Origin of the sequence: Pseudomonas lundensis (genome assembly GCF_015377145.2) — a bacterium.
GTDB classification, from domain to species: domain Bacteria; phylum Pseudomonadota; class Gammaproteobacteria; order Pseudomonadales; family Pseudomonadaceae; genus Aquipseudomonas; species Aquipseudomonas lundensis.
Genome location: NZ_CP062158.2, coordinates 1,457,912 through 1,476,939 on the forward strand (window position 1 = coordinate 1,457,912; position 19,028 = coordinate 1,476,939).

Here is a 19,028-nt window from a genome sequence, read left to right on the forward strand (position 1 = left end):
CTGATGAAGGACCGCAGCCTGTGACTGGCTTGTTTATTACCCTGGAAGGCCCCGAAGGTGCGGGCAAGAGCACCAACCGCGAGTACCTGGCTGCACGCTTGCGCGAGGCGGGCATTGACGTGGTGCTGACCCGCGAACCGGGTGGAACTCCCTTGGCCGAGCGCATCCGTGAGCTGTTACTCACACCGAGCGAAGACGCCATGTGCGCCGATACCGAGCTGCTGCTGGTGTTCGCGGCACGCGCCCAGCATTTGGCCGAGGTCATCCGCCCGGCATTGGCCGGCGGTGCGGTGGTGTTGTGCGACCGGTTTACCGACGCCACCTATGCGTATCAGGGCGGCGGTCGCGGTTTGTCGCACGCCCGTATCGCAGCGCTTGAAGCGTTTGTGCAAGGCGATCTGCGTCCGGATTTGACGCTGGTATTCGACTTGCCGATCGAAGTCGGCATGGCCCGCGCCAGTGCGCGCGGGCGTCTGGATCGTTTTGAACAGGAAGGCCGTACTTTCTTCGATGCCGTTCGCAGCACGTATTTGCAACGCGCCGAGGCCGCGCCACAGCGTTATCGGCTGATCGACGCTGCTCAAACCCTGGAGCAGGTCCAGCTTCAACTGGATACCCTGCTGCCACAACTACTGGGCATGTACCGTGGCTGAGGTGTATCCGTGGCAAGACGACTTATGGCAGCAAATGGCCGGGCGTGCTCAGCATGCGCATGCTTACTTGCTGCACGGGCCAGCGGGGATCGGCAAACGGGCCCTTGCCGAGCGTCTGATGGCCAGTCTGTTGTGCAAGCAGCCCGCAGGGCTTGAAGCGTGCGGCACGTGCAAATCCTGTTTATTGCTGGCCGCGGGCAGCCATCCCGACAACTACATTCTTGAGCCCGAAGAAGCCGACAAGGCGATCAAGGTCGATCAAGTGCGCGAGCTGGTAAGTTTTGTCGTGCAGACGGCCCAGTTGGGCGGGCGCAAGGTGGTGCTGGTTGAGCCTGTTGAGGCCATGAACATCAATGCTGCCAATGCCTTGCTGAAAAGTCTGGAAGAACCCTCGGGCGATACGGTGTTGCTGTTGGTCAGCCACCAGTCCAGCCGTTTGCTGCCCACCATCCGCAGCCGCTGTGTTCAGCAGGCCTGCCCACTGCCGGGCGAGGCGCTGAGCCTGCACTGGTTGGCCACGGCCTTGCCCGATTGCAGTGCCCAGGAGCGTGTGGAGTTGCTGACCCTGGCGGCCGGTTCGCCTTTGGCGGCGGTCAAGTTGCAGGCCCAAGGCGTGCGCGAGCAGCGGGCAGCGGTGGTGGAGGGGGTGAAAAAACTGCTCAAGCATCAGCAGTCGGCCACTCAGTTGGCGGAAAGCTGGAATGCGATTCCCTTGTTGCTGCTGTTTGACTGGTTCTGCGACTGGTCGAGCCTGATTCTGCGCTATCAATTGACGCAGGATGAGTCAGGCCTCGGTCTGGAAGACATGCGCAAAGTGCTGCAATACCTGGCACAGAAAACCCCGCAGGAAAAAGTGTTGAACATTCAGGACTGGATTCTTGCCCAGCGTCAGAAAGTGCTGGGCAAAGCCAACCTCAATCGTGTGCTGTTGCTCGAAGCGTTACTGGTGCAATGGGCAAGCCTGCCCGGCCAGCGCTGATCTGATTCAAATTCCACGCAGGTGATTACTATGCTCGTCGACTCCCATTGCCATCTCGACCGTCTCGATTTAAGCGCCCACGACGGCTCGCTGGATGCCGCGCTGCAAGCGGCGCGGGCACGGGGTGTGGGGCACTTTCTGTGCATTGGTGTCAGTGCCGACAATGCGGCCGATGTCAAAGCCCTGACTGATCGTTACGACGATGTCGATTGCTCGGTGGGCGTCCATCCTCTGGACGTACAGCCTGGTGCGGCTCCGGCGCTGGACTGGTTGCTCAGCGAGTTGAACCATCCGCGCGTCGTGGCTATCGGTGAAACCGGTCTGGATTATCACTACGAACCTGAAGCGGCCCAATTGCAGCAAATGTCATTTCGCGTTCACCTTGAGGCTGCGCAGAAGACCGGCAAGCCTGTGGTCGTTCATACCCGTGGTGCCCGGGCCGATACATTGGCGCTGCTGCGTGAGGCGGCCTTGCCCCAGGCGGGTGTGCTGCATTGCTTTACCGAAGACTGGGAGATGGCCAAGGCTGCGCTGGACCTGGGGTTTTACATTTCATTGTCGGGCATCGTGACCTTCCGCAATGCCGATGCGCTGCGCGATGTGGCGCGACAGGTGCCTGCCGACCGCTTGCTGGTGGAGACTGATTCCCCTTACCTCGCGCCCATTCCTTACCGTGGCAAGCCGAATCTTCCGCAATACGTGCGCGAAGTGGCAGAGTTCCTCGCCATGCTGCGTGGTGAGTCCTACGAACGCTTTGCAGAGCAGACCACCGAAAACTTCCAGCGCCTGTTCCCGTTGGCGCGGGTCCAACGCTGATCGGAGCGTGCGGCACACAGGCAAAAAAAACCCGGGCTCTGGGGGAATCCGGGTTAAGACCATTAGGAGTAAAACAAAGGCACACAGTCCCTGGCGGCCTTTATCGGCGAAGCACTTGGGGGGATGTACCGCCGACTCCTTTAGTATTGGTCAGCTTTAACGGGAGTCCAGTCCTGGCTGTACATTTTTTAAACAGATTTGGAATACCCGTGATTCGGTTGAGTACGCATTAGCTGCCGCACAATTTACCTGCACCCATCGATTTGCAGGATGATCCGTGCAATTTAGCGTGACTTAGGCATAATACCGGGCTTCGATTTTGACCCCTACAGACCTTTTCTTATGCACAAAGAACCCCGTAAGGTCCGTGAGTTTCGTCGCCGTGAGCAAGAAATTCTCGATACCGCGCTCAAGCTGTTCCTCGAACAGGGTGAAGACAGCGTCACCGTCGAGATGATTGCGGATGCCGTCGGTATCGGCAAAGGCACCATTTACAAGCACTTCAAATCCAAGGCCGAGATCTACCTGCGCCTGATGCTCGATTACGAGCGCGATTTGAACGAGCTGCTGCATTCCGCTGATGTGGACAAGGATAAGGAAGCGCTGTCGCGTGCCTACTTTGAATTCCGCATGCGCGATCCTCAGCGTTATCGGCTGTTTGACCGGCTTGAAGAAAAGGTCGTCAAAGGCAATCAGGTGCCTGAGCTGGTGGAGGAGTTACACAAAATTCGCGCGTCGAATTTTGAGCGCCTGACCCTGCTGATCAAGGGCCGTATCAGCGAAGGCAAGCTGGAAGATGTGCCGCCTTACTTCCACTATTGCGCCGCCTGGGCGTTGGTACACGGCGCCGTGGCGCTGTATCACTCGCCGTTCTGGAGCAATGTGCTGGAAGACCAGGAAGGTTTTTTCCAGTTCCTGATGGACATCGGTGTGCGCATGGGCAACAAGCGCAAGCGCGATTCAGACAGCCCGGCGGTGGAATAATCCCGCTGCCTGGGCCTGCATGGCACCTTGGCGTGCTGCCTATACTCAGGCGTGGGTCTTGCCAAAATCTGATACTTGAGTCAGGTTTTGGCGCACCCCCTTTTTCGCGTGCCGGAGTCATCCATGATCGTTGACCGCCAGGGCAGACAATTTCGCAATTTGCGTATCAGTCTGACGTCAGCTTGCAACTATGCCTGCACCTATTGCGTGCCCAACGGCAAGAGGCTGGTGGCGGCGCAGGACGAGTTGTCGGCCCAAGCCATGGCGCGTGGAGTGGCCTACTTGATAGAAGCCGCGGGGATTGAGCGTTTGCGCATTACCGGGGGCGAGCCGCTGGTAAGCCCCAAGCTTGAGACCTTTATGCGCGAAGTCGGGCAGTTGGGCCTGAGTGAGATCAGCCTGACCACCAATGGCCAACTGCTCGCGCGCAAATTGCCGTTATTGAGAGAGGCGGGCATCCGTCGCCTGAATGTCTCCCTGGATACGCTGAACCCCGACGCCTTTCGCACGATTGCTCGCGGCGGCGACCTGGCGACGGTGCTCGACGGGTTGCGTCAGGCCAGCGATGCCGGCATGAAAATCAAGGTCAATATGGTGCCGTTGCGTGGTCAGAACCTCGATCAGGTCATACCACTGCTCGAATACTGTCTGGCGCGAGGGTACGAGCTGCGCTTTATCGAACTCATGCGCATGGGGCATCTGGCCAGTGACGGGAACGGGTTTCTGCAACAATTCGTCAGCCTGCAACAACTGCTCGCGTTGATCGGTGAGCGTCACGAGTATTTGCAGGCCGATGCGCCGGTGGATGCCACTGCTGTGCGCTACCACATCCCCGGGCGTGGGTATTTCGGGGTTATTGCCAACGAAAGCGTACCGTTTTGCCGAACCTGTTCGCGTTTGCGACTCTCCTCTACCGGTTGGCTGCACGGCTGTTTATCGTCAAGCAATCGCCATTATGTCGGCGACCTGCTCAACAAACCCCGTCATGAAGCCCTTCCGGCGTTGCAGGGGCTGCTAATGAAAGCCTTGGGCGATAAACAGGACGTCGCCTTCTCGGGCGGCGCCACCGTGATGAAAATCATCGGCGGATAGCGTGCGAGATCCCAAAATCCGAACAGCGGCTTAAACTGGCGCGCAAACTGCATCACGCGGCTATTCGCCGGTTTTTTGTCGCCGGTCATCGGGAGATCAGGATGCGTAGTCTGTTTGTTTTGCTGGCTTTGTTGGCGCTGGGTGGGTGCATGAAGGTCAGCGACCTGGGCGAAGGCGCGCGTGACCAAATGAGTGATGCCGGTCTGCTGGACCACAGCAACACGCGTCGCAGCAATTCACTGCGCATTCAGCCTGACTCCTTTATTTACATTGCCCAGGGCCCCTTCAAGCCGATTGGCGATCCTTATGTGCGGCCCAATGTGGTCGCAGAAGAAGCGTTCAACGGCTTTGTCGAATACTTCCCGATGGTTCGTCGCGCCAAAGCGCCTGTCGGGCTGGATGATGCAATGACCGAGGCGCGGGGTTACGGCGCTCATTACTTGCTGTACACACGTTTTGCCCGAGCCGACGACCGCATTGGCAACAGTGATGAGTGGCTGGATCAGGAAGAAATCAGTCGTTTGGGCATCGACAGCGGTGTGATTCAAGTGATGTTGATCGAAACCAGCACCCAATACCTGATCGACACGGCGACCATCCGCAGCCGTGGTGGCTTACTGACCTTCCATGACAACAAACCGGCCGACCTGATTGGCCCGCCGCTGGCTAAGTACGCGCGCAGCTTGATAGGCTTGAGCGACCAATAAAGCGAGGGAATGACCATGAGCGAGCCGGTAGACGTCAGTAATCTGTTGGCGCAAATCCCTAAAGCCGACAAGGGGCTGCCGCCGGTTCACTTGTGGGACACCGCCTTTTGCGGTGATATCGACATGCGCATTGCCCGTGATGGCACCTGGTATTACATGGGAACGCCGATTGGCCGCAAACCCATGGTCAAATTGTTCTCGACCATCATTCGTCGTGATGGCGATGATTATTTTTTGATCACACCCGTGGAAAAAGTCGGCATACAGGTCGATGACGCGCCCTTTGTGGCGGTGGCGCTGGATGTGCAGGGGCAAGGTGAGCAGCAGGTGTTGCGGTTCACCACTAATGTGGACGAGCTGATTGAGGCGGGGCGTGAACACCCGTTGCGGGTGGAGATCGACCCGGTGACCCAGGAGCCTTCGCCCTATCTGCGGGTGCGCCGTAACCTGGACGCGCTGATCCACCGCAATGTGTTCTACCAGTTAGTTGAGCTGGCGCAGTCGCTACCGATTGACGGCCAGTTGTGGCTCGGCGTCTGGAGCGACGGGGAGTTTTTCCCCATCGCCCCGGACCCGGGTGCGTAAGCCCTTAGGCTTTCAGCGTTTTCATATCAATCACGAAGCGGTATTTCACGTCGCCTTTCTGCACGCGTTCAAATGCCTGATTGATGTTTTTGATGTCGAGCATTTCGATGTCGCAGGTGATGCCGTTGGCGGCGCTGAAGTCCAGCATCTCTTGCGTTTCAGCGATCCCGCCAATCAGCGAGCCGGCCAGCACGCGGCGCTTGAACACCAAATTGAAGGCATCCACAGCAGGTTCGACAGGCTCGATCAGACCCACCAGAATGTGCACGCCGTCAAAGCGCAGGGTTTCGAGGTAGGGGTTGAGGTCGTGTTGCACCGGAATGGTGTCCAGCAAGAAATCGAAGCTCCCGGCAGCGGCTTTCATTTGCTCGGCATCGGTGGAAACGATCACGTGATCGGCGCCCTGGCGACGGGCTTCTTCGGCCTTGGCGGCAGAGCGGGTGAACAGCGTCACTTCAGCGCCCATGGCCTTGGCGAACTTGATGCCCATGTGCCCCAGGCCGCCCATGCCCAGCACGCCTACCTTGTCGCCCGGTTCAACCCCGTAGTGTTGCAGCGGCGAGTAGGTGGTGATGCCAGCACACAACAGTGGCGCAGCGCTGGCCGGGTCTAGGTTTTCCGGGATGCGCACCACGAAGTCTTCGCGTACGACGATGCTGTCCGAGTAGCCGCCCATGGTGGTGGTGCCATCAATGCGGTCCGGCGAGCCGTATGTTTGAGTAAAACCTTCCAGGCAGTATTGCTCCAGGTCTTCCTTGCAGGCGGAGCATTCGCGGCAGGAGTCGACCATGCAACCCACTCCGACCAGATCGCCCACCTTGTACTTGGTCACATCGTTGCCAACAGCGGTCACTTTGCCGACGATTTCGTGGCCCGGCATGACCGGGTAAACGGCAAAGCCCCAATCGTTGTGCACCTGGTGAATATCGGAGTGGCACACGCCGCAGTACATGACCTCGATGGCGACATCGTCCGGGCGCGGTGCGCGGCGGTTGAACTGCATCGGCGCCAGGGGCGCAGAGGCGGTTTGAGCGGCGTAGCCGATGGCGTTGTAGGTGACGTTGGACATGGAGAACCTCGCGAAACGTTGACTGTAAACAAGGAGGTGATTTTGCGCTCGCCTGTCTTTGAGGACTATGACGATTCCTCCGCCTGTTATGCCTATTCCTCCGGCGTGTCGGGGTGGATCTGGTTTTAACGGTTAATTCTGCGAAGATGCGCCTGTCTATTCCTCCTGTGAAGTTGTCTGCATGTTTTTGACTCGCCATCGCGACGAGAATGCCACGCTGGTTTCATTGATCCAGCCGCTGGCCTCGTCAATCGGTTTTGTATCGACCTTGTTGCCCGAAGTGCGCGTGGTTTCGGCTTGTCGGGCGGTGGCGCGCATGCCGCAGATTTATGAGCCTAGCCTAATGGTCATCGCGCAGGGCAGTAAGTTGGCCTACCTCGGACAGCGGACTCTGGAGTATGGCGCGGGCCATTATCTGGTGCAGGCGCTGTCCGTCCCGTTCGAGTGCGAGACCTTTGCTTCGGAGCAAGTCCCTCTGCTGGGCGTGGCCATCAGCATCGACCGCGCCGTACTCGGCGAGCTGGTACTGGCCATGGGGCTTGATCCTGATCGCAGCGCTGTGGCTCAAACCCCTGAGTCCATGACTTCTGCCGTGCTGGATGACGAAATGCGCCAGGCGGTTGAGCGGTTGTTGCGCTGTCTGCATGACCCTTTGGAGTGCCGGATCATGGGCAAGGCGCGGCTGCGCGAAGTGCTGTTTGCGGCCTTGCGAGGTCCGCAGGCGGGGGTGTTGCGGGCGCTGGTCGAGCAGCAAGGCCAGTTTGCGCGGGTGGCTGCGTCTTTGAGCCATTTGCACGCGCACTTTGCCGAGCCATTGAATGTCGAAACGCTGGCGCGTTGCGCGAACATGAGTGCGTCGACCTTTCATGAGCACTTCAAACGCAGCACGCTGTTGTCGCCCGTGCAGTACCTCAAGCGCTTGCGTTTATTGCGGGCTCAGCAGTTGCTGTTGAATGAGGGGTTGGGTGTTGCGCAGGTGGCAGAGCGGGTGGGCTATCAAAGTACTTCGCAGTTCAGTCGCGAGTACAAACGCTACTTCGAGCGCAGCCCCGGACATGAAGGGGCAGGAGGGGCGTAATCAGCAGTGCTTGAGTGTGCCTGTAGCCGTTGACGAGCAGCGCAAGGCTTTGGCCGAGGGCACGAGTGGCTCCGGATGCCGGGGCCGCTCGTTCCTTGTCATTGTCTCGTCAGCGGCTAGCAGGCCGCTTCAGGCTTACATGTTCGGGTAGGTCGGACCGCCTGCGCCTTCCGGGGTCACCCAGGTGATGTTCTGCGACGGGTCTTTGATGTCGCACGTTTTGCAGTGAACGCAGTTTTGCGCGTTGATCTGGAAACGCTTCTCGCCACTTTCCTGAGTGATGACTTCATACACGCCCGCCGGGCAGTAGCGCTGCGCCGGTTCGTCGTACAACGGCAGGTTGACGTTGATCGGGATGTTCGGGTCGCGCAGCTTGAGGTGGCAAGGCTGCTCTTCTTCATGGTTGGTGCTGGAGAGGAACACGGAACTGAGCTTGTCGAAGCTGAGCTTGCCGTCAGGTTTCGGGTAGTCGATCTGCTTGCAGTCTTTGGCCAGCTTCAGGCACGCGTAGTCTGGTTTGTTGTCGTGCAGCGTGAACGGCAGTTTGCCGCCGAAGATGTTCTGATCCATCCAGTTGAAACCGCCGCCCAGGATAGGCCCGAACTTGTGCAGCGCCGGGCCGAAGTTACGGCTGGCGAACAGTTCGTCGAACAACCAGCTGCCTTTGAACGCTTCAACATACGTATTGAGCGCATCACCGCCTTCAGAACCGGCGAGCAGCGAATCCGCCACGGCATCCGCGGCGAGCATGCCGGACTTCATGGCCGTGTGGCTGCCCTTGATTTTGGAGAAGTTCAGCGTGCCCAGATCGCAGCCGATCAGTGCGCCGCCGTTGAACACCATTTTCGGCAGCGAGTTCAGGCCGCCTTTGCAAATGGCGCGGGCACCGTAACTGATGCGCTTGCCGCCTTCGAGGTACTGCTTGAGCACCGGGTGATGCTTGAGGCGCTGGAACTCATCGAACGGCGAGAGGAAGGTGTTGCTGTAGGACAGGTCAACAATCAGGCCGACCACCACCTGGTTGTTTTCCAGGTGATACAGGAATGAGCCGCCGGTGTTTTCGCTGCTCATGACGTCCAGTGGCCAGCCTGCGGTGTGAACCACAAGACCGGGCTTATGCTTGGACGGGTCGATTTCCCAGATTTCTTTCAGGCCGATGCCGTAATGCTGGCTGTCCGCGTCGGCGTCCAGTTTGAAGCGTTCGATCAGTTGCTTGCCGAGGTGGCCGCGGCAGCCTTCAGCGAACAGGGTGTATTTGCCGCGCAGTTCCATGCCTGGGGTGTACAGGCCTTCTTTCGGATTGCCTTCGCGGTCAACACCGAGGTCGCCGGTAATGATCCCGCGCACGACGTTGTTTTCATCGAACAGGACTTCCTGAGCGGCAAAGCCCGGGTAGATTTCGACGCCCAGATTCTCGGCCTGTTGCGCCAGCCAGCGGCACAAATTGCCCAGCGAGATGATGTAGTTGCCTTCGTTGTGCATGGTCTTGGGCACAAACAGATCCGGCACCTTGGTCGAGGTCGTCTCACTGCGCAGTACATAGATGTCGTCACGGGTGACCGGGGTATTGAGCGGAGCGCCCAGTTCTTTCCAGTCCGGGAACAATTCGTTCAGGGCGCGGGGTTCAAACACGGCGCCAGACAGGATGTGTGCACCGACTTCAGAGCCTTTTTCCACCACGCAGACGCTGATTTCGTTACCGGCTTCGGCGGCCTTCTGCTTCAAACGGCAGGCGGCGGACAAACCGGCAGGGCCGGCGCCGACGATGACCACGTCGAATTCCATGTATTCGCGTTCCACAGGCTATCTCCTACTCAAGGCTCAACGGTATTTTTCTAATTGGAGGTTTGGCGTTTCATCCATTATTTCCTCGGCGCAGGCTGAAGACGCAATGGATGACGCACCGCTCTCTCTAAGGGACGGCATTATATCTACACCACCCGCGGGGTCCAATACAAACGTTTGTTTGAAATCGCTGTAACCCAGACAAATCAATGACGCGCGGCTCTAAAGTGGCCGATTTGCTGTATTGACCGCAAAAGGCGTTCCGGTCAAGATACGGGCGGTTTTGCGCTCGCCGTAGGCTGATTGTCGGTTTCAAGAGCACCTCTAAAGACAGGGCACAGGCATGAGCCTGATGGGGCCTGCCATTTTTTGAGCGAAGTTTACACGTCATTGCGATGAATGACTTACCAGTCACATCCGATAAGCGGTCGCAAGGGAAGTTTTGGGCACTCGTCTTTCTTTATATAAGCAGGGCAACGATCTTTGGAGGTGCCCTTGTGCTGATGAGCATCAACCGCCAGGTTCGCCTAGGCGACTTTCTTTTCACCGGAGAGTAACGAGGAATCCATGAAGGTTCTTGTAGCTGTCAAACGAGTGGTCGATTACAACGTTAAAGTTCGCGTCAAGGCGGACAACTCCGGCGTTGACCTCGCCAACGTCAAGATGTCGATGAACCCCTTCTGCGAGATCGCTGTGGAAGAAGCCGTACGCCTGAAAGAGAAAGGCGTGGCAACTGAGATCGTCGTCGTCTCCATCGGCCCGACCACGGCTCAGGAACAGCTGCGTACCGCGCTGGCACTGGGTGCAGATCGCGCCATCCTCGTCGAATCCGCCGAAGACCTGACCTCGCTGGCTGTGGCCAAGCTGCTCAAGGCTGTGGTGGACAAGGAGCAGCCACAACTGGTGATCCTGGGCAAACAGGCCATCGACAGCGACAACAACCAGACGGGCCAGATGCTGGCAGCGCTGACCGGTTACGGCCAGGGCACCTTCGCTTCCAAGGTTGAAGTGGCCGGTGACAAGGTAGCGGTGACCCGTGAAATCGACGGCGGCGCGCAAACGGTTTCCCTGAACCTGCCCGCCATCGTCACCACTGACCTGCGTTTGAACGAGCCGCGCTATGCGTCCCTGCCAAACATCATGAAAGCCAAGAAGAAGCCGCTTGAAGTGCTGACGCCTGACGCGTTGGGCGTTTCCACGGCATCGACCAACAAAACCCTGAAAGTCGAAGCGCCGGCGGCACGCAGCGCAGGCATCAAGGTCAAGTCGGTGGCTGAACTGGTCGAGAAACTGAAAAACGAAGCGAAGGTAATCTAAACATGACTATCTTGGTAATCGCAGAACACGACGGTAAAGCCCTGGCCCCGGCCACGCTGAACACCGTAGCCGCCGCTGCCAAAATCGGTGGCGACATCCACGTTCTGGTCGCAGGTCAGGGCATTGGCGCCATCGCTGAAGCCGCTGCACAGGTTTCGGGCGTGGCCAAGGTGCTGGCTGCCGACAACGCGGCTTATGCGCATCAGTTGCCTGAAAACGTTGCCCCGCTGGTTGCAGAACTGGGCAAAAGCTACAGCCACATCCTGGCTGCGGCGACCTCCAACGGCAAAAACATCCTGCCGCGTGTGGCTGCGCAGCTGGACGTTGACCAGATCTCCGAGATCGTTTCGGTAGAAAGCGCTGACACCTTCAAGCGTCCGATCTATGCCGGTAACGCCATTGCTACCGTGCAATCGACAGCGCCGGTCAAAGTGATCACCGTGCGTGCGACCGGTTTCGACCCGGTGGCGGCGCAAGGTGGTGCTGCGGCAGTGGAAGCGGTCGCGGCCGTTCACGATGCAGGCACGTCTTCGTTCGTGAACGAAGAACTGGCCAAATCGGACCGTCCTGAGCTGACCGCAGCCAAAATCGTCGTATCCGGCGGTCGCGGCATGCAGAACGGCGACAACTTCAAACACCTGTACGCACTGGCCGACAAACTGGGCGCTGCCGTGGGTGCGTCCCGTGCTGCGGTTGACGCCGGTTTCGTACCGAACGACATGCAGGTGGGCCAGACCGGCAAAATCGTTGCGCCGCAGCTGTACATTGCGGTCGGTATTTCCGGCGCGATTCAGCATTTGGCGGGCATGAAAGACTCCAAAGTGATCGTCGCGATCAACAAGGACGAAGAAGCGCCGATCTTCCAGGTAGCCGATTACGGCCTGGTGGCGGACTTGTTCGAAGCCGTACCTGAGCTGGAGAAGCTGGTTTAATCCAGTCGCTTCACTTATAAAGAGCCCGATCATCCGGGCCGTGGAGAAGGGCGGAGCACGTTGTGTTCTGGCTGATTCTTCATGGTCTGTATGATCGGGCTTTTTAGTGTGTCGGAATGGGCTTAACGGAGTGTGAGGGATGGATGTGCGGTATTTAAGCGGATGGTTGCTGGGGCTGATGCTGCTGCCCCACGTGTCGGTGGCGGCAGGCAAATGCGAACGCCTGATCGTGACGGGCAGCCCGGATGCGCCGCCTTACCTCTGGCGCGACCCGGCCGATCCTGTGCATCTGATCGGAGCCAGTGCCGACCTGCTGCAACAAGTGGGGCAAGACCTCGGCATCAAGGTTGAGGTGCTCTATGGCGGTAAGCGGTCCGAGGCGCAGAACGAGGTCCGTACGGGCCGTATGGACATGCTGGTCGATGCACCGCTGACACTGGCGGGGCTGACTGCGCAGGATTACATTCACCCGCCGCTGGTGCGCAACGACTATTTGGTCTGGACTCGCGCGGACTCATCCCTTATCTACGAAACGCCGGATGACCTGCATGGCCATACCGGTGCGCTTTCTGAAAAAGCCCGTATGACTGAAACCTTCGACGCATTTGCCCGCCACCAGCTCACGCTGGAGCGACAACCCGGCCTGACCCAGGCCTTCCAGAAGTTGCTGCTGGGGCAGGTCGAATACGTGCTGGCCGGGCGCTATGCGGGAATGGCCACTGCTCAGACGCTCGGGATCAGTGAGGATGTGCGTGCCCATGTACAGCCGATTGATCAGCCGGGGCTGTTTCTGGCCATTTCCCATGACTCGGCCTGCAATGAGCCGTGGTTACGCGGACAGCTCGCGAAAAAGATGACAGAATTGCCGGCGTCCGGCCTGAGTGAGGCGGCGCTGCAACGCAACCTGGAGCGGTGGAAAAACCAGCTGCAACAGCCGGTCAACGCTCCGAAACAGTAGGAAATCCCAGTGACAATTCGACCACTTTTTGCTGCCCTGGCCGTTGTGGCTTTGGCGGGCTGTGCAGCTGATCCTGCGCCGAATGAACAAATGCGCCTGACCGAGCAGGCGCTGGAGCAAGCCCGTGCCGTGGGCGCGAATTCAGAGGACATTACCGAGCTCAAACAGGCCGAAGACAAGGTGGCTCGGGCCTCGGCCGAGATGACCGAGGGCTCTTATAAAGATGCCCGGATGCTGGCTGAACAGGCAGAGCTGGATGCGCGTCTGGCTGAAGCCCGTGTGTTGACCCTCAAAAGTCAGGAGCAGTTGAACGTGCTCAACACCCGTATCACCCGTTTGCGCAAACAACTGGCGGAGGCCCAATGAGCATCAAGTCAGTCATGTATGGCGCGTTACTGATCACCGGTGCAGGGCTTGTCGGCTGCGCGGGGCATCACGCCAGCGAGCAGGCACTGCAACAGGCGGCCAGCGAATTTCAGTCGGTTAAAGAAGACACCAATGTGCTGCGTATCGCACCCAAGGACGTGATCAGGGCCGGTGAGTCGCTGGCCCGTGCCGAGCGTCTGTCCAGTTACTGGGGCAGTGGCGACGATGTTGCGCATTACGCCTATTTGAGCCAGCGCTATAGCGATATCGCGCGGGAGCACACCCGGCAGGTGCTTAATCAGGAACGCGCCGCCAAACTTGAGCTGGAGCGCCAACGCCTGCAACTGGCCTTGCGTGAGGCCAAACTGTTGAGCGTTCAACAGCAGGGGCAATGGCTGGAAGAGCAAATCCTGAACCTGGCGACCAACGAAACGGATCGTGGGCTGGTCATGACCTTGGGCGATGTGCTGTTTGACACCGGTGAAGCGGACCTGAAGAACTCAGCCAATCGCACCGTGCTCAAACTGGTGCAGTTTCTTCAACTCAACCCCAAGCGTGTAGTGCGCATTGAAGGCTACACCGACAGCACGGGCGGTAAAGAAGATAACCTCAAGCTCTCACGCGACCGTGCGCAAGCCGTTGCTGACGTGCTGATTGACCTGGGCATCGACGAAAAACGGATTCAGGTTGAAGGCTATGGCGACGAATACCCGGTGGATGTAAACGCCACGGAACGTGGCCGGGCGCAGAATCGTCGTGTTGAAATCGTTTTTTCTGACGAAAAAGGTCAATTGGGCGCAGCCCGCTAATCCCCCACCTCAGCGCATCAGATGCAGTCGCTGTCGGGCAGCGACTGCAGGCGTCCCTGTTCCGTCTGTACCCATACAGTTACACCCCGTCCAGCACTGTACGGCTCAGATGGATGACAACTGTGCCCGTACACTTCTAAACTGTTCCGGTATTGTTCTCCACAACAAAAAAAACGCCTGAACATCGAGTGCTGCGTCATGACCAACCTTTTGCTTTATCAACGCATCGCCCAGCAATTGGCCGAGGATATCCGGCGCGGCGTCTATCAGCCTGGCGAACGGGTCCCGTCTGTGCGCAAGATGAGCTCGCAGCTTAATGTCAGCCATGCCACGGTTTTGCAGGCGTACGCCAACCTTGAAGATCAAGGGCTGATTCGCGCTCGCCCGCAATCAGGCTATTACGTTCACCAAACGCCTGCGCTGACCGCCCCCACACCGGATATCGCCCGGGTCGAGCGGCCAGGGCTGGTGACGCGCAGCAGCATCATCCAGCAAGTGTTGGTGGAATCGCGGCGAGAAGGGGTGTTCCCGCTGGGTGCAGCGGTGCCCAGTGTCGATTATTTGCCCGTGCGGGCACTGCATCAGCAACTGGCCAAAGTCACGCGCTTCCATAGCCCGCGGGCGTTCAGCTACATGTTCAGCCCCGGTTTTGAGCCGTTGCGTCGTCAGGTGGCGATACGCATGCGGGATGCCGGCGTGGTGGTCGACCCCTCGGAAGTAATCATCACCCACGGCTGCGTTGATGCACTGCAAATGTCATTGCGGACCCTGACGCGCCCAGGAGACCTGATCGCTGCGGAATCCCCGACCTATTACGGGCTGTTGCAACTGGCTGATTTGCTGGGTTTGAAAGTGATCGAGATCCCCAGCGATCCGGCCACTGGCATGAGCCTCGAAGCGTTGCAACTGGCAGCCAACCAGTGGTCGATCAAAGCGCTGGTTCTGACTACGCGCCTAAGCAATCCGCTGGGCGGCACCATGCCGGAAGAGCGGCAAAAGCAATTGCTGCGCCTGGCTTCTGATTTCGACATTCAGATTGTCGAAGACGATATTTACGGCGAGTTGATGTTCGAGGTGGGCCGCACCAAGGCCCTCAAAGCCTACGATCGCCTGGATCGGGTCATCTATTGCTCGAGCTTTTCCAAGACCTTGTCGCCGGGCGTGCGTATTGGCTGGATGATTGCCGGCAAATACCAATCCGAGATTCAGCGCTTACAGACATTCACCACCCATTCAGCGTGCAGTGTGACGCAGATGGGGGTGGCGGCTTACCTTGAAAACGGCGGATACGACCGTCATTTAAGGCATATCCGGCAGGAGTATCGAAAAAACCTGAGCGCCTTCCAGTTGGCTGTTCAGCAATACTTCCCGGAAGGCACGCAAATGTCGCGACCCAGTGGAGGTTTCATTTTGTGGGTCAGCCTGCCGGGCAGGGTCAATACCCAAGAGTTGCACGTGCGAGCGTTGCAGCAGGGCATCAGCATTGCGCCGGGGTTGATCTTCAGTAATACCGAGCAGTTCAACCATTGCATCCGGCTCAATTGCGGCACAGCGTGGAACCGTGAAGCTGAACGTGCGTTGATGACATTGGGGATGCTCGCCAGTCAGCTGTGTCAGGAGGCCGCTGGCCTGTACTGAAGGCCATGCGACATTACGGTATGGCAATTTGCCTAATGTTGACTTGTAACGATGTGTTTAAAGCGCGAGCATAGGTGCCTAAATCGTTAAAGCTGTGGGAGTTATGAAAGCGACCTATTGTGTGAGGCTGGTGTTGGTGGGTGTGCTGACCGCGTTCAGCGCTGTGTCGGCGCAGGCTGCGACACCCGCTCAACAGCCTGCGACCCAGTCTGTCAAACCGTCAGAAAAACCCGCTGCCCGTGCCAAAAAAACACCCACCCACAAACGCGCACCCATCGCCAGTAAATCCAAGTCTGCACGCCAAATTGCCAAGCAACGTATACCCAGTGCCAATCTGGACTTGAGTTTGCCGCCCGACATGGTCAAGCAGCTCCAGCCACTGGGCACGATCCCCATGCCAAAACACAAACCTTTGTTGCCCAATATGTTCGGCGAGAAGCCTGAACAAGACAGTCCGTTTCAGTTGAACGGCCGTTTGTTGAGCAATGAAATGGAGCTGCAATTGCGCAACGAAGCCCGCGACCGGCAGATCGAAGGGGCGGCGCTGGATTTTCAGTTCAAACAATAAGTGCCGAATGCCGGAAAACGGGCTTCTAAACTGACTGTTCAGTCACTGCCATTAATCCGCACATTCGGCTGAACGGTCAATTTCAAACGCCCGTTCCAGCGAGTACTATCCCTTGTCATCAACGCACTTTGCCCCGTCTAAGGAGCTAACGTCATGAATTGCCGTGAAGGCTGTGGCGCTTGCTGTATAGCCCCTTCCATCAGTACACCGATCCCCGGCATGCCCGAGGGCAAGCCCGCCGGGGAACGCTGCCTGCATCTGTCGGTCGATAACCTGTGCGATTTGTTCGGGCGGCCAGAACGTCCCGACGTGTGCGGTTCGTTCAAGGCCGACATCGAGGTGTGTGGCAGCACGCGGGAAGAAGCCATCAACCTGATCGGGTGGTGGGAACAGGTGACGGCGGCATAGTGTGTTCATGTCCAGTGAACAAACCATCGACAATAAGGAATAAGACCATGGGTTCGTTGCATCGAGTGGCAATTGCATGTGGCTTGAGCGTGTTAATGGTGAGCGCGGCTCACGCAGAAAACTGGCAAGTGGCGAAGAATGAAGACGGCATCAAAGTGTCGCTTAGTGAAGTCAAAGATTCGAAATACAAGGCCTATCAAGGTGTGACCACGATCAAGGCACCTATCGCCAAGGTCCGTGGTTTGCAGGAAGACGTGGCGGGGGCGTGCAAGTGGATTCACGAGTGCAAGTCGCAAAAACTGCTTAAAGCCGAAGGCGACAAGAGCTGGACGTACACGCAGTTCAGTACCCCTTGGCCCGTGACGCCGCGCGACTCGATTCTGGAAGTCACCACCACGGTCGGGGCTGATGGTACGGTTACTCGCACCCTTAAAGAGGTGCCCACGTACCTGCCGGAAGAGAAAGGCTTTGTGCGGGTGAGTCAGGTAGAGGGCTTCTGGAAGATGGTTCCCAAAGGGGCCGATCAGACTGAAGTCACTTATCAGGTTCACACTGAGCCAGGCGGCAGCGTGCCCTCCTGGTTGGCGAACAAGTTCGTAGTGGACGCCCCGTTCAATACCCTCAAAGCGCTCAAAGAGCGCGCAGAGAAGCAATAAGCGCTCTGTAGGCTGCCTGACGCTGTACAGCGCATCTGTTAAGCGTCAGGCGGCAGCGATGCAATAGAACCGTTTTCTATAAACGTTTCTTTTTTTAACGCCGCGCTTGGCATGCGCTGTGCGGCGGAGCTAATCTGCAACCAGGCCAGCGAAGTGTTCGACTGGTTCTGATCTTGTTCGCGACATGCTTGATCCCCGCAACGAATTGACGGTTGCATCTCGGGGAGCGTTGAAAGTCTATCCATTGCGAGGAGGACGTTTCATGAGCACAGCCCATCAAGAAGACCTCAGCAGCTACGTGCTGCGCCGCATGAAAGAAGGCGGTTTTGATTTTTCACGTATTCATCCCATCGAGTTTTACGCCATTTTCCCGGATGAGGAGCGGGCACGCCGTGCAGCACAAAAATTTTGTGGAGAATCGCTAAATGCGCAAATTAACGTGCGTGATGACGGTGCCTGGAATCTGGAGCTGAGCAAGGTGATGTATGCCACCTACGGGGGCATCGGGGATTTTGAGCAAGACTTTGAAGCCGTAGTCGTACCCCTTGGCGGGATTATTGAAGGCTGGGGTGTGAAGCAGGAGGTGCGTGGCCTGCTGAATTAAAGTGGTTCAAGACACAGATGGCTGGCCTGCGGGCCGGCCATTTTGCGTTATGGCAGGCAAAAAAAAAGCCACCGCAGGCGGTGGCTAAAGGGAAGTTCGACAATGGCGGCAAGTATCCACGGGTGTATGCGCCGGGTGAAATCACCAATGCCTATGTCGCTGATAGCCAGAAGCTTATGGCTGACGCTCAGGTGTCACCACCTTGCGTGTGGCCATGTGCTGCAAGTACTCGATCAGTTGCGCCAGTTCGGCTTCAGTCAGTACCTCGCTGGAAAAGCCGGGCATGCGGGCCTGTGGCCATTGACGCAGGCTTTGCGGGTCGCGGATGTAGCGTGTGAGGAATGCCTTACCGAAATATTCGGTCGGGTTGTAAGGGATGTTCAGATCAGGCCCAAACTGTGCGTCACCTGCGCCGTTAAGCCGGTGGCACGCCAGGCAATGCTTCTGAAAGACAACAAACCCCTGATTGGCTGGCGCATCGGCTGCCAGTGACGGATCGGGGCGCATCGCTGGAAAACGCTCGGCAACCGGCTGTTGGCGTTTAAAGCGCGCCACTTGAAACGGCCATTGTTCCGGGCTGATGTGACCCGCTTGCGGGTCTGTCCACACCAGATAAAACGGCCCGGCGCTGGGTTTTCCCTTACCCAGTGGCGGCCACGGCTGTTCGGGGTCTTCGATGGCGAGCCAGGCTTTTGCGCCGTGTTGATTCAACAGCGGTGCCACATTGAGCTCCGCCGCAAAGCCGTCCAGCGCGACGGCTTGCACATGATCCTCAGGTGAAAGGCCTTCCAGTAACGTGGCCACAGGAATTGCGCGATAAGTCATGTCGCGCTTATAGGACACATCATCAACAATGCGCACCTCTTGGGTGGCAGGGTGGTTCAGCAAATCGGCCGTTTGCCAGCTACGGCGGGTGTCACCCAGCTCGAGGGTGAGCTGGGCGGCGTAGGTCGGCAGGCAGAACAGGGCGGTAAAAAGCAGGCAGATAAATTTCAATTGATGGCTGTAATGTCGTCGTCGGTGG

General features: G+C 58.1%; 21 protein-coding genes. 18 read left to right on the forward strand and 3 right to left on the reverse strand.

Annotated features, from left to right (window positions below; translation table 11 throughout):
• Positions 1-20 precede the first annotated feature (20 nt).
• From tmk to IF654_RS07140, 7 genes are all read left to right on the forward strand, one after another.
• A complete protein-coding gene (gene tmk, locus IF654_RS07110) occupies positions 21-653 on the forward strand; it encodes a dTMP kinase (protein WP_094988423.1) in 633 nt (210 codons plus the stop codon).
• Complete coding sequence (locus IF654_RS07115; protein ID WP_047276224.1) at positions 646-1,632, forward strand: DNA polymerase III subunit delta'; 987 nt, start codon at positions 646-648, stop codon at positions 1,630-1,632. Before tmk ends, IF654_RS07115 begins: the two co-directional genes overlap by 8 nt.
• Positions 1,633-1,662: 30 nt before the next feature.
• Entirely contained in the window at positions 1,663-2,448 is a 786-nt protein-coding gene (locus tag IF654_RS07120) for a TatD family hydrolase (RefSeq protein ID WP_047282846.1), read from the forward strand.
• Positions 2,449-2,790: 342 nt separating this feature from the next.
• Positions 2,791-3,432 (forward strand): TetR/AcrR family transcriptional regulator, encoded by a 642-nt coding sequence (locus IF654_RS07125; RefSeq protein ID WP_047276220.1) that lies wholly within the window; start codon positions 2,791-2,793, stop codon positions 3,430-3,432.
• A 123-nt stretch (positions 3,433-3,555) separates the two neighbouring features.
• Positions 3,556-4,524, forward strand: coding sequence for a GTP 3',8-cyclase MoaA (locus IF654_RS07130; protein WP_194862637.1), 969 nt, complete (start codon positions 3,556-3,558; stop codon positions 4,522-4,524).
• A 101-nt stretch (positions 4,525-4,625) separates the two neighbouring features.
• Entirely contained in the window at positions 4,626-5,231 is a 606-nt protein-coding gene (locus IF654_RS07135) for a DUF4823 domain-containing protein (RefSeq protein ID WP_047276217.1), read from the forward strand.
• A gap of 15 nt (positions 5,232-5,246) precedes the next feature.
• Positions 5,247-5,816 carry a DUF1285 domain-containing protein gene (locus IF654_RS07140; RefSeq protein WP_047282845.1) on the forward strand — a complete coding sequence of 190 codons (570 nt, stop codon included), beginning with the start codon at positions 5,247-5,249 and terminating at the stop codon, positions 5,814-5,816.
• A 4-nt stretch (positions 5,817-5,820) separates the two neighbouring features.
• Here IF654_RS07140 and IF654_RS07145 read toward each other — a convergent pair whose 3' ends face one another.
• A complete protein-coding gene (locus IF654_RS07145; protein ID WP_047276215.1) occupies positions 5,821-6,885 on the reverse strand; it encodes an NAD(P)-dependent alcohol dehydrogenase in 1,065 nt (354 codons plus the stop codon).
• Positions 6,886-7,066: 181 nt separating this feature from the next.
• Here IF654_RS07145 and IF654_RS07150 point away from each other — a divergent pair, with 181 nt between their 5' ends.
• Positions 7,067-7,963, forward strand: a complete 897-nt coding sequence (locus tag IF654_RS07150; protein WP_047276212.1) for an AraC family transcriptional regulator — start codon at positions 7,067-7,069, stop codon at positions 7,961-7,963.
• Positions 7,964-8,098: 135 nt separating this feature from the next.
• Here the strand turns inward: IF654_RS07150 and IF654_RS07155 are convergent, their stop codons facing one another.
• Entirely contained in the window at positions 8,099-9,763 is a 1,665-nt protein-coding gene (locus IF654_RS07155; RefSeq protein ID WP_047276211.1) for an electron transfer flavoprotein-ubiquinone oxidoreductase, read from the reverse strand.
• A 552-nt stretch (positions 9,764-10,315) separates the two neighbouring features.
• Between IF654_RS07155 and IF654_RS07160 the strand changes: the two genes are divergently transcribed.
• The 10 genes from IF654_RS07160 to IF654_RS07205 all read left to right on the forward strand — a co-directional run bounded on the left by IF654_RS07160 (position 10,316) and on the right by IF654_RS07205 (position 18,004).
• Complete coding sequence (locus tag IF654_RS07160) at positions 10,316-11,065, forward strand: electron transfer flavoprotein subunit beta/FixA family protein (RefSeq protein ID WP_083331112.1); 750 nt, start codon at positions 10,316-10,318, stop codon at positions 11,063-11,065.
• 2 nt (positions 11,066-11,067) lie between these two features.
• Complete coding sequence (locus tag IF654_RS07165) at positions 11,068-11,997, forward strand: electron transfer flavoprotein subunit alpha/FixB family protein (protein WP_070414826.1); 930 nt, start codon at positions 11,068-11,070, stop codon at positions 11,995-11,997.
• A 139-nt stretch (positions 11,998-12,136) separates the two neighbouring features.
• Positions 12,137-12,955: a substrate-binding periplasmic protein gene (locus IF654_RS07170; RefSeq protein WP_047275546.1), complete on the forward strand. Its 819-nt coding sequence runs from the start codon at positions 12,137-12,139 to the stop codon at positions 12,953-12,955.
• A 9-nt stretch (positions 12,956-12,964) separates the two neighbouring features.
• Positions 12,965-13,321, forward strand: coding sequence for a DUF4398 domain-containing protein (locus tag IF654_RS07175; protein WP_194862636.1), 357 nt, complete (start codon positions 12,965-12,967; stop codon positions 13,319-13,321).
• Positions 13,318-14,130, forward strand: coding sequence for an OmpA family protein (locus tag IF654_RS07180; protein ID WP_094988191.1), 813 nt, complete (start codon positions 13,318-13,320; stop codon positions 14,128-14,130). Before IF654_RS07175 ends, IF654_RS07180 begins: the two co-directional genes overlap by 4 nt.
• Before the next feature lie 198 nt (positions 14,131-14,328).
• Positions 14,329-15,768: an aminotransferase-like domain-containing protein gene (locus IF654_RS07185; protein WP_047273873.1), complete on the forward strand. Its 1,440-nt coding sequence runs from the start codon at positions 14,329-14,331 to the stop codon at positions 15,766-15,768.
• A gap of 103 nt (positions 15,769-15,871) precedes the next feature.
• The gene (locus tag IF654_RS07190) at positions 15,872-16,336 is read left to right on the forward strand and encodes a hypothetical protein (protein ID WP_047282341.1); all 465 of its coding nucleotides are present in this window, start codon (positions 15,872-15,874) and stop codon (positions 16,334-16,336) included.
• Between the two features lie 153 nt (positions 16,337-16,489).
• The gene (locus tag IF654_RS07195; RefSeq protein WP_047273881.1) at positions 16,490-16,744 is read left to right on the forward strand and encodes a YkgJ family cysteine cluster protein; all 255 of its coding nucleotides are present in this window, start codon (positions 16,490-16,492) and stop codon (positions 16,742-16,744) included.
• A gap of 47 nt (positions 16,745-16,791) precedes the next feature.
• Entirely contained in the window at positions 16,792-17,400 is a 609-nt protein-coding gene (locus tag IF654_RS07200; RefSeq protein WP_194862635.1) for an START domain-containing protein, read from the forward strand.
• A gap of 262 nt (positions 17,401-17,662) precedes the next feature.
• Positions 17,663-18,004 (forward strand): ribonuclease E inhibitor RraB, encoded by a 342-nt coding sequence (locus IF654_RS07205; RefSeq protein ID WP_047273886.1) that lies wholly within the window; start codon positions 17,663-17,665, stop codon positions 18,002-18,004.
• A 174-nt stretch (positions 18,005-18,178) separates the two neighbouring features.
• On the opposite strand, the gene IF654_RS07210 is transcribed toward IF654_RS07205, so the two are convergent.
• The gene (locus tag IF654_RS07210; RefSeq protein WP_094988192.1) at positions 18,179-19,000 is read right to left on the reverse strand and encodes a cytochrome c; all 822 of its coding nucleotides are present in this window, start codon (positions 18,998-19,000) and stop codon (positions 18,179-18,181) included.
• Between the last annotated feature and the right edge of the window lie 28 nt (positions 19,001-19,028).

Coding starts and splice junctions, on each gene's coding strand:
- IF654_RS07120 (WP_047282846.1), top strand. CDS start 1,663: ATGCTCGTCGACTCCCATTGCCATCTCGACCGTCTCGATTTAAGCGCC.
- IF654_RS07125 (WP_047276220.1), top strand. CDS start 2,791: ATGCACAAAGAACCCCGTAAGGTCCGTGAGTTTCGTCGCCGTGAGCAA.
- IF654_RS07130 (WP_194862637.1), top strand. CDS start 3,556: ATGATCGTTGACCGCCAGGGCAGACAATTTCGCAATTTGCGTATCAGT.
- IF654_RS07135 (WP_047276217.1), top strand. CDS start 4,626: ATGCGTAGTCTGTTTGTTTTGCTGGCTTTGTTGGCGCTGGGTGGGTGC.
- IF654_RS07140 (WP_047282845.1), top strand. CDS start 5,247: ATGAGCGAGCCGGTAGACGTCAGTAATCTGTTGGCGCAAATCCCTAAA.
- IF654_RS07145 (WP_047276215.1), bottom strand. CDS start 6,885: ATGTCCAACGTCACCTACAACGCCATCGGCTACGCCGCTCAAACCGCC.
- IF654_RS07150 (WP_047276212.1), top strand. CDS start 7,067: ATGTTTTTGACTCGCCATCGCGACGAGAATGCCACGCTGGTTTCATTG.
- IF654_RS07160 (WP_083331112.1), top strand. CDS start 10,316: ATGAAGGTTCTTGTAGCTGTCAAACGAGTGGTCGATTACAACGTTAAA.
- IF654_RS07165 (WP_070414826.1), top strand. CDS start 11,068: ATGACTATCTTGGTAATCGCAGAACACGACGGTAAAGCCCTGGCCCCG.
- IF654_RS07170 (WP_047275546.1), top strand. CDS start 12,137: ATGGATGTGCGGTATTTAAGCGGATGGTTGCTGGGGCTGATGCTGCTG.
- IF654_RS07180 (WP_094988191.1), top strand. CDS start 13,318: ATGAGCATCAAGTCAGTCATGTATGGCGCGTTACTGATCACCGGTGCA.
- IF654_RS07185 (WP_047273873.1), top strand. CDS start 14,329: ATGACCAACCTTTTGCTTTATCAACGCATCGCCCAGCAATTGGCCGAG.
- IF654_RS07190 (WP_047282341.1), top strand. CDS start 15,872: ATGAAAGCGACCTATTGTGTGAGGCTGGTGTTGGTGGGTGTGCTGACC.
- IF654_RS07195 (WP_047273881.1), top strand. CDS start 16,490: ATGAATTGCCGTGAAGGCTGTGGCGCTTGCTGTATAGCCCCTTCCATC.
- IF654_RS07200 (WP_194862635.1), top strand. CDS start 16,792: ATGGGTTCGTTGCATCGAGTGGCAATTGCATGTGGCTTGAGCGTGTTA.
- IF654_RS07205 (WP_047273886.1), top strand. CDS start 17,663: ATGAGCACAGCCCATCAAGAAGACCTCAGCAGCTACGTGCTGCGCCGC.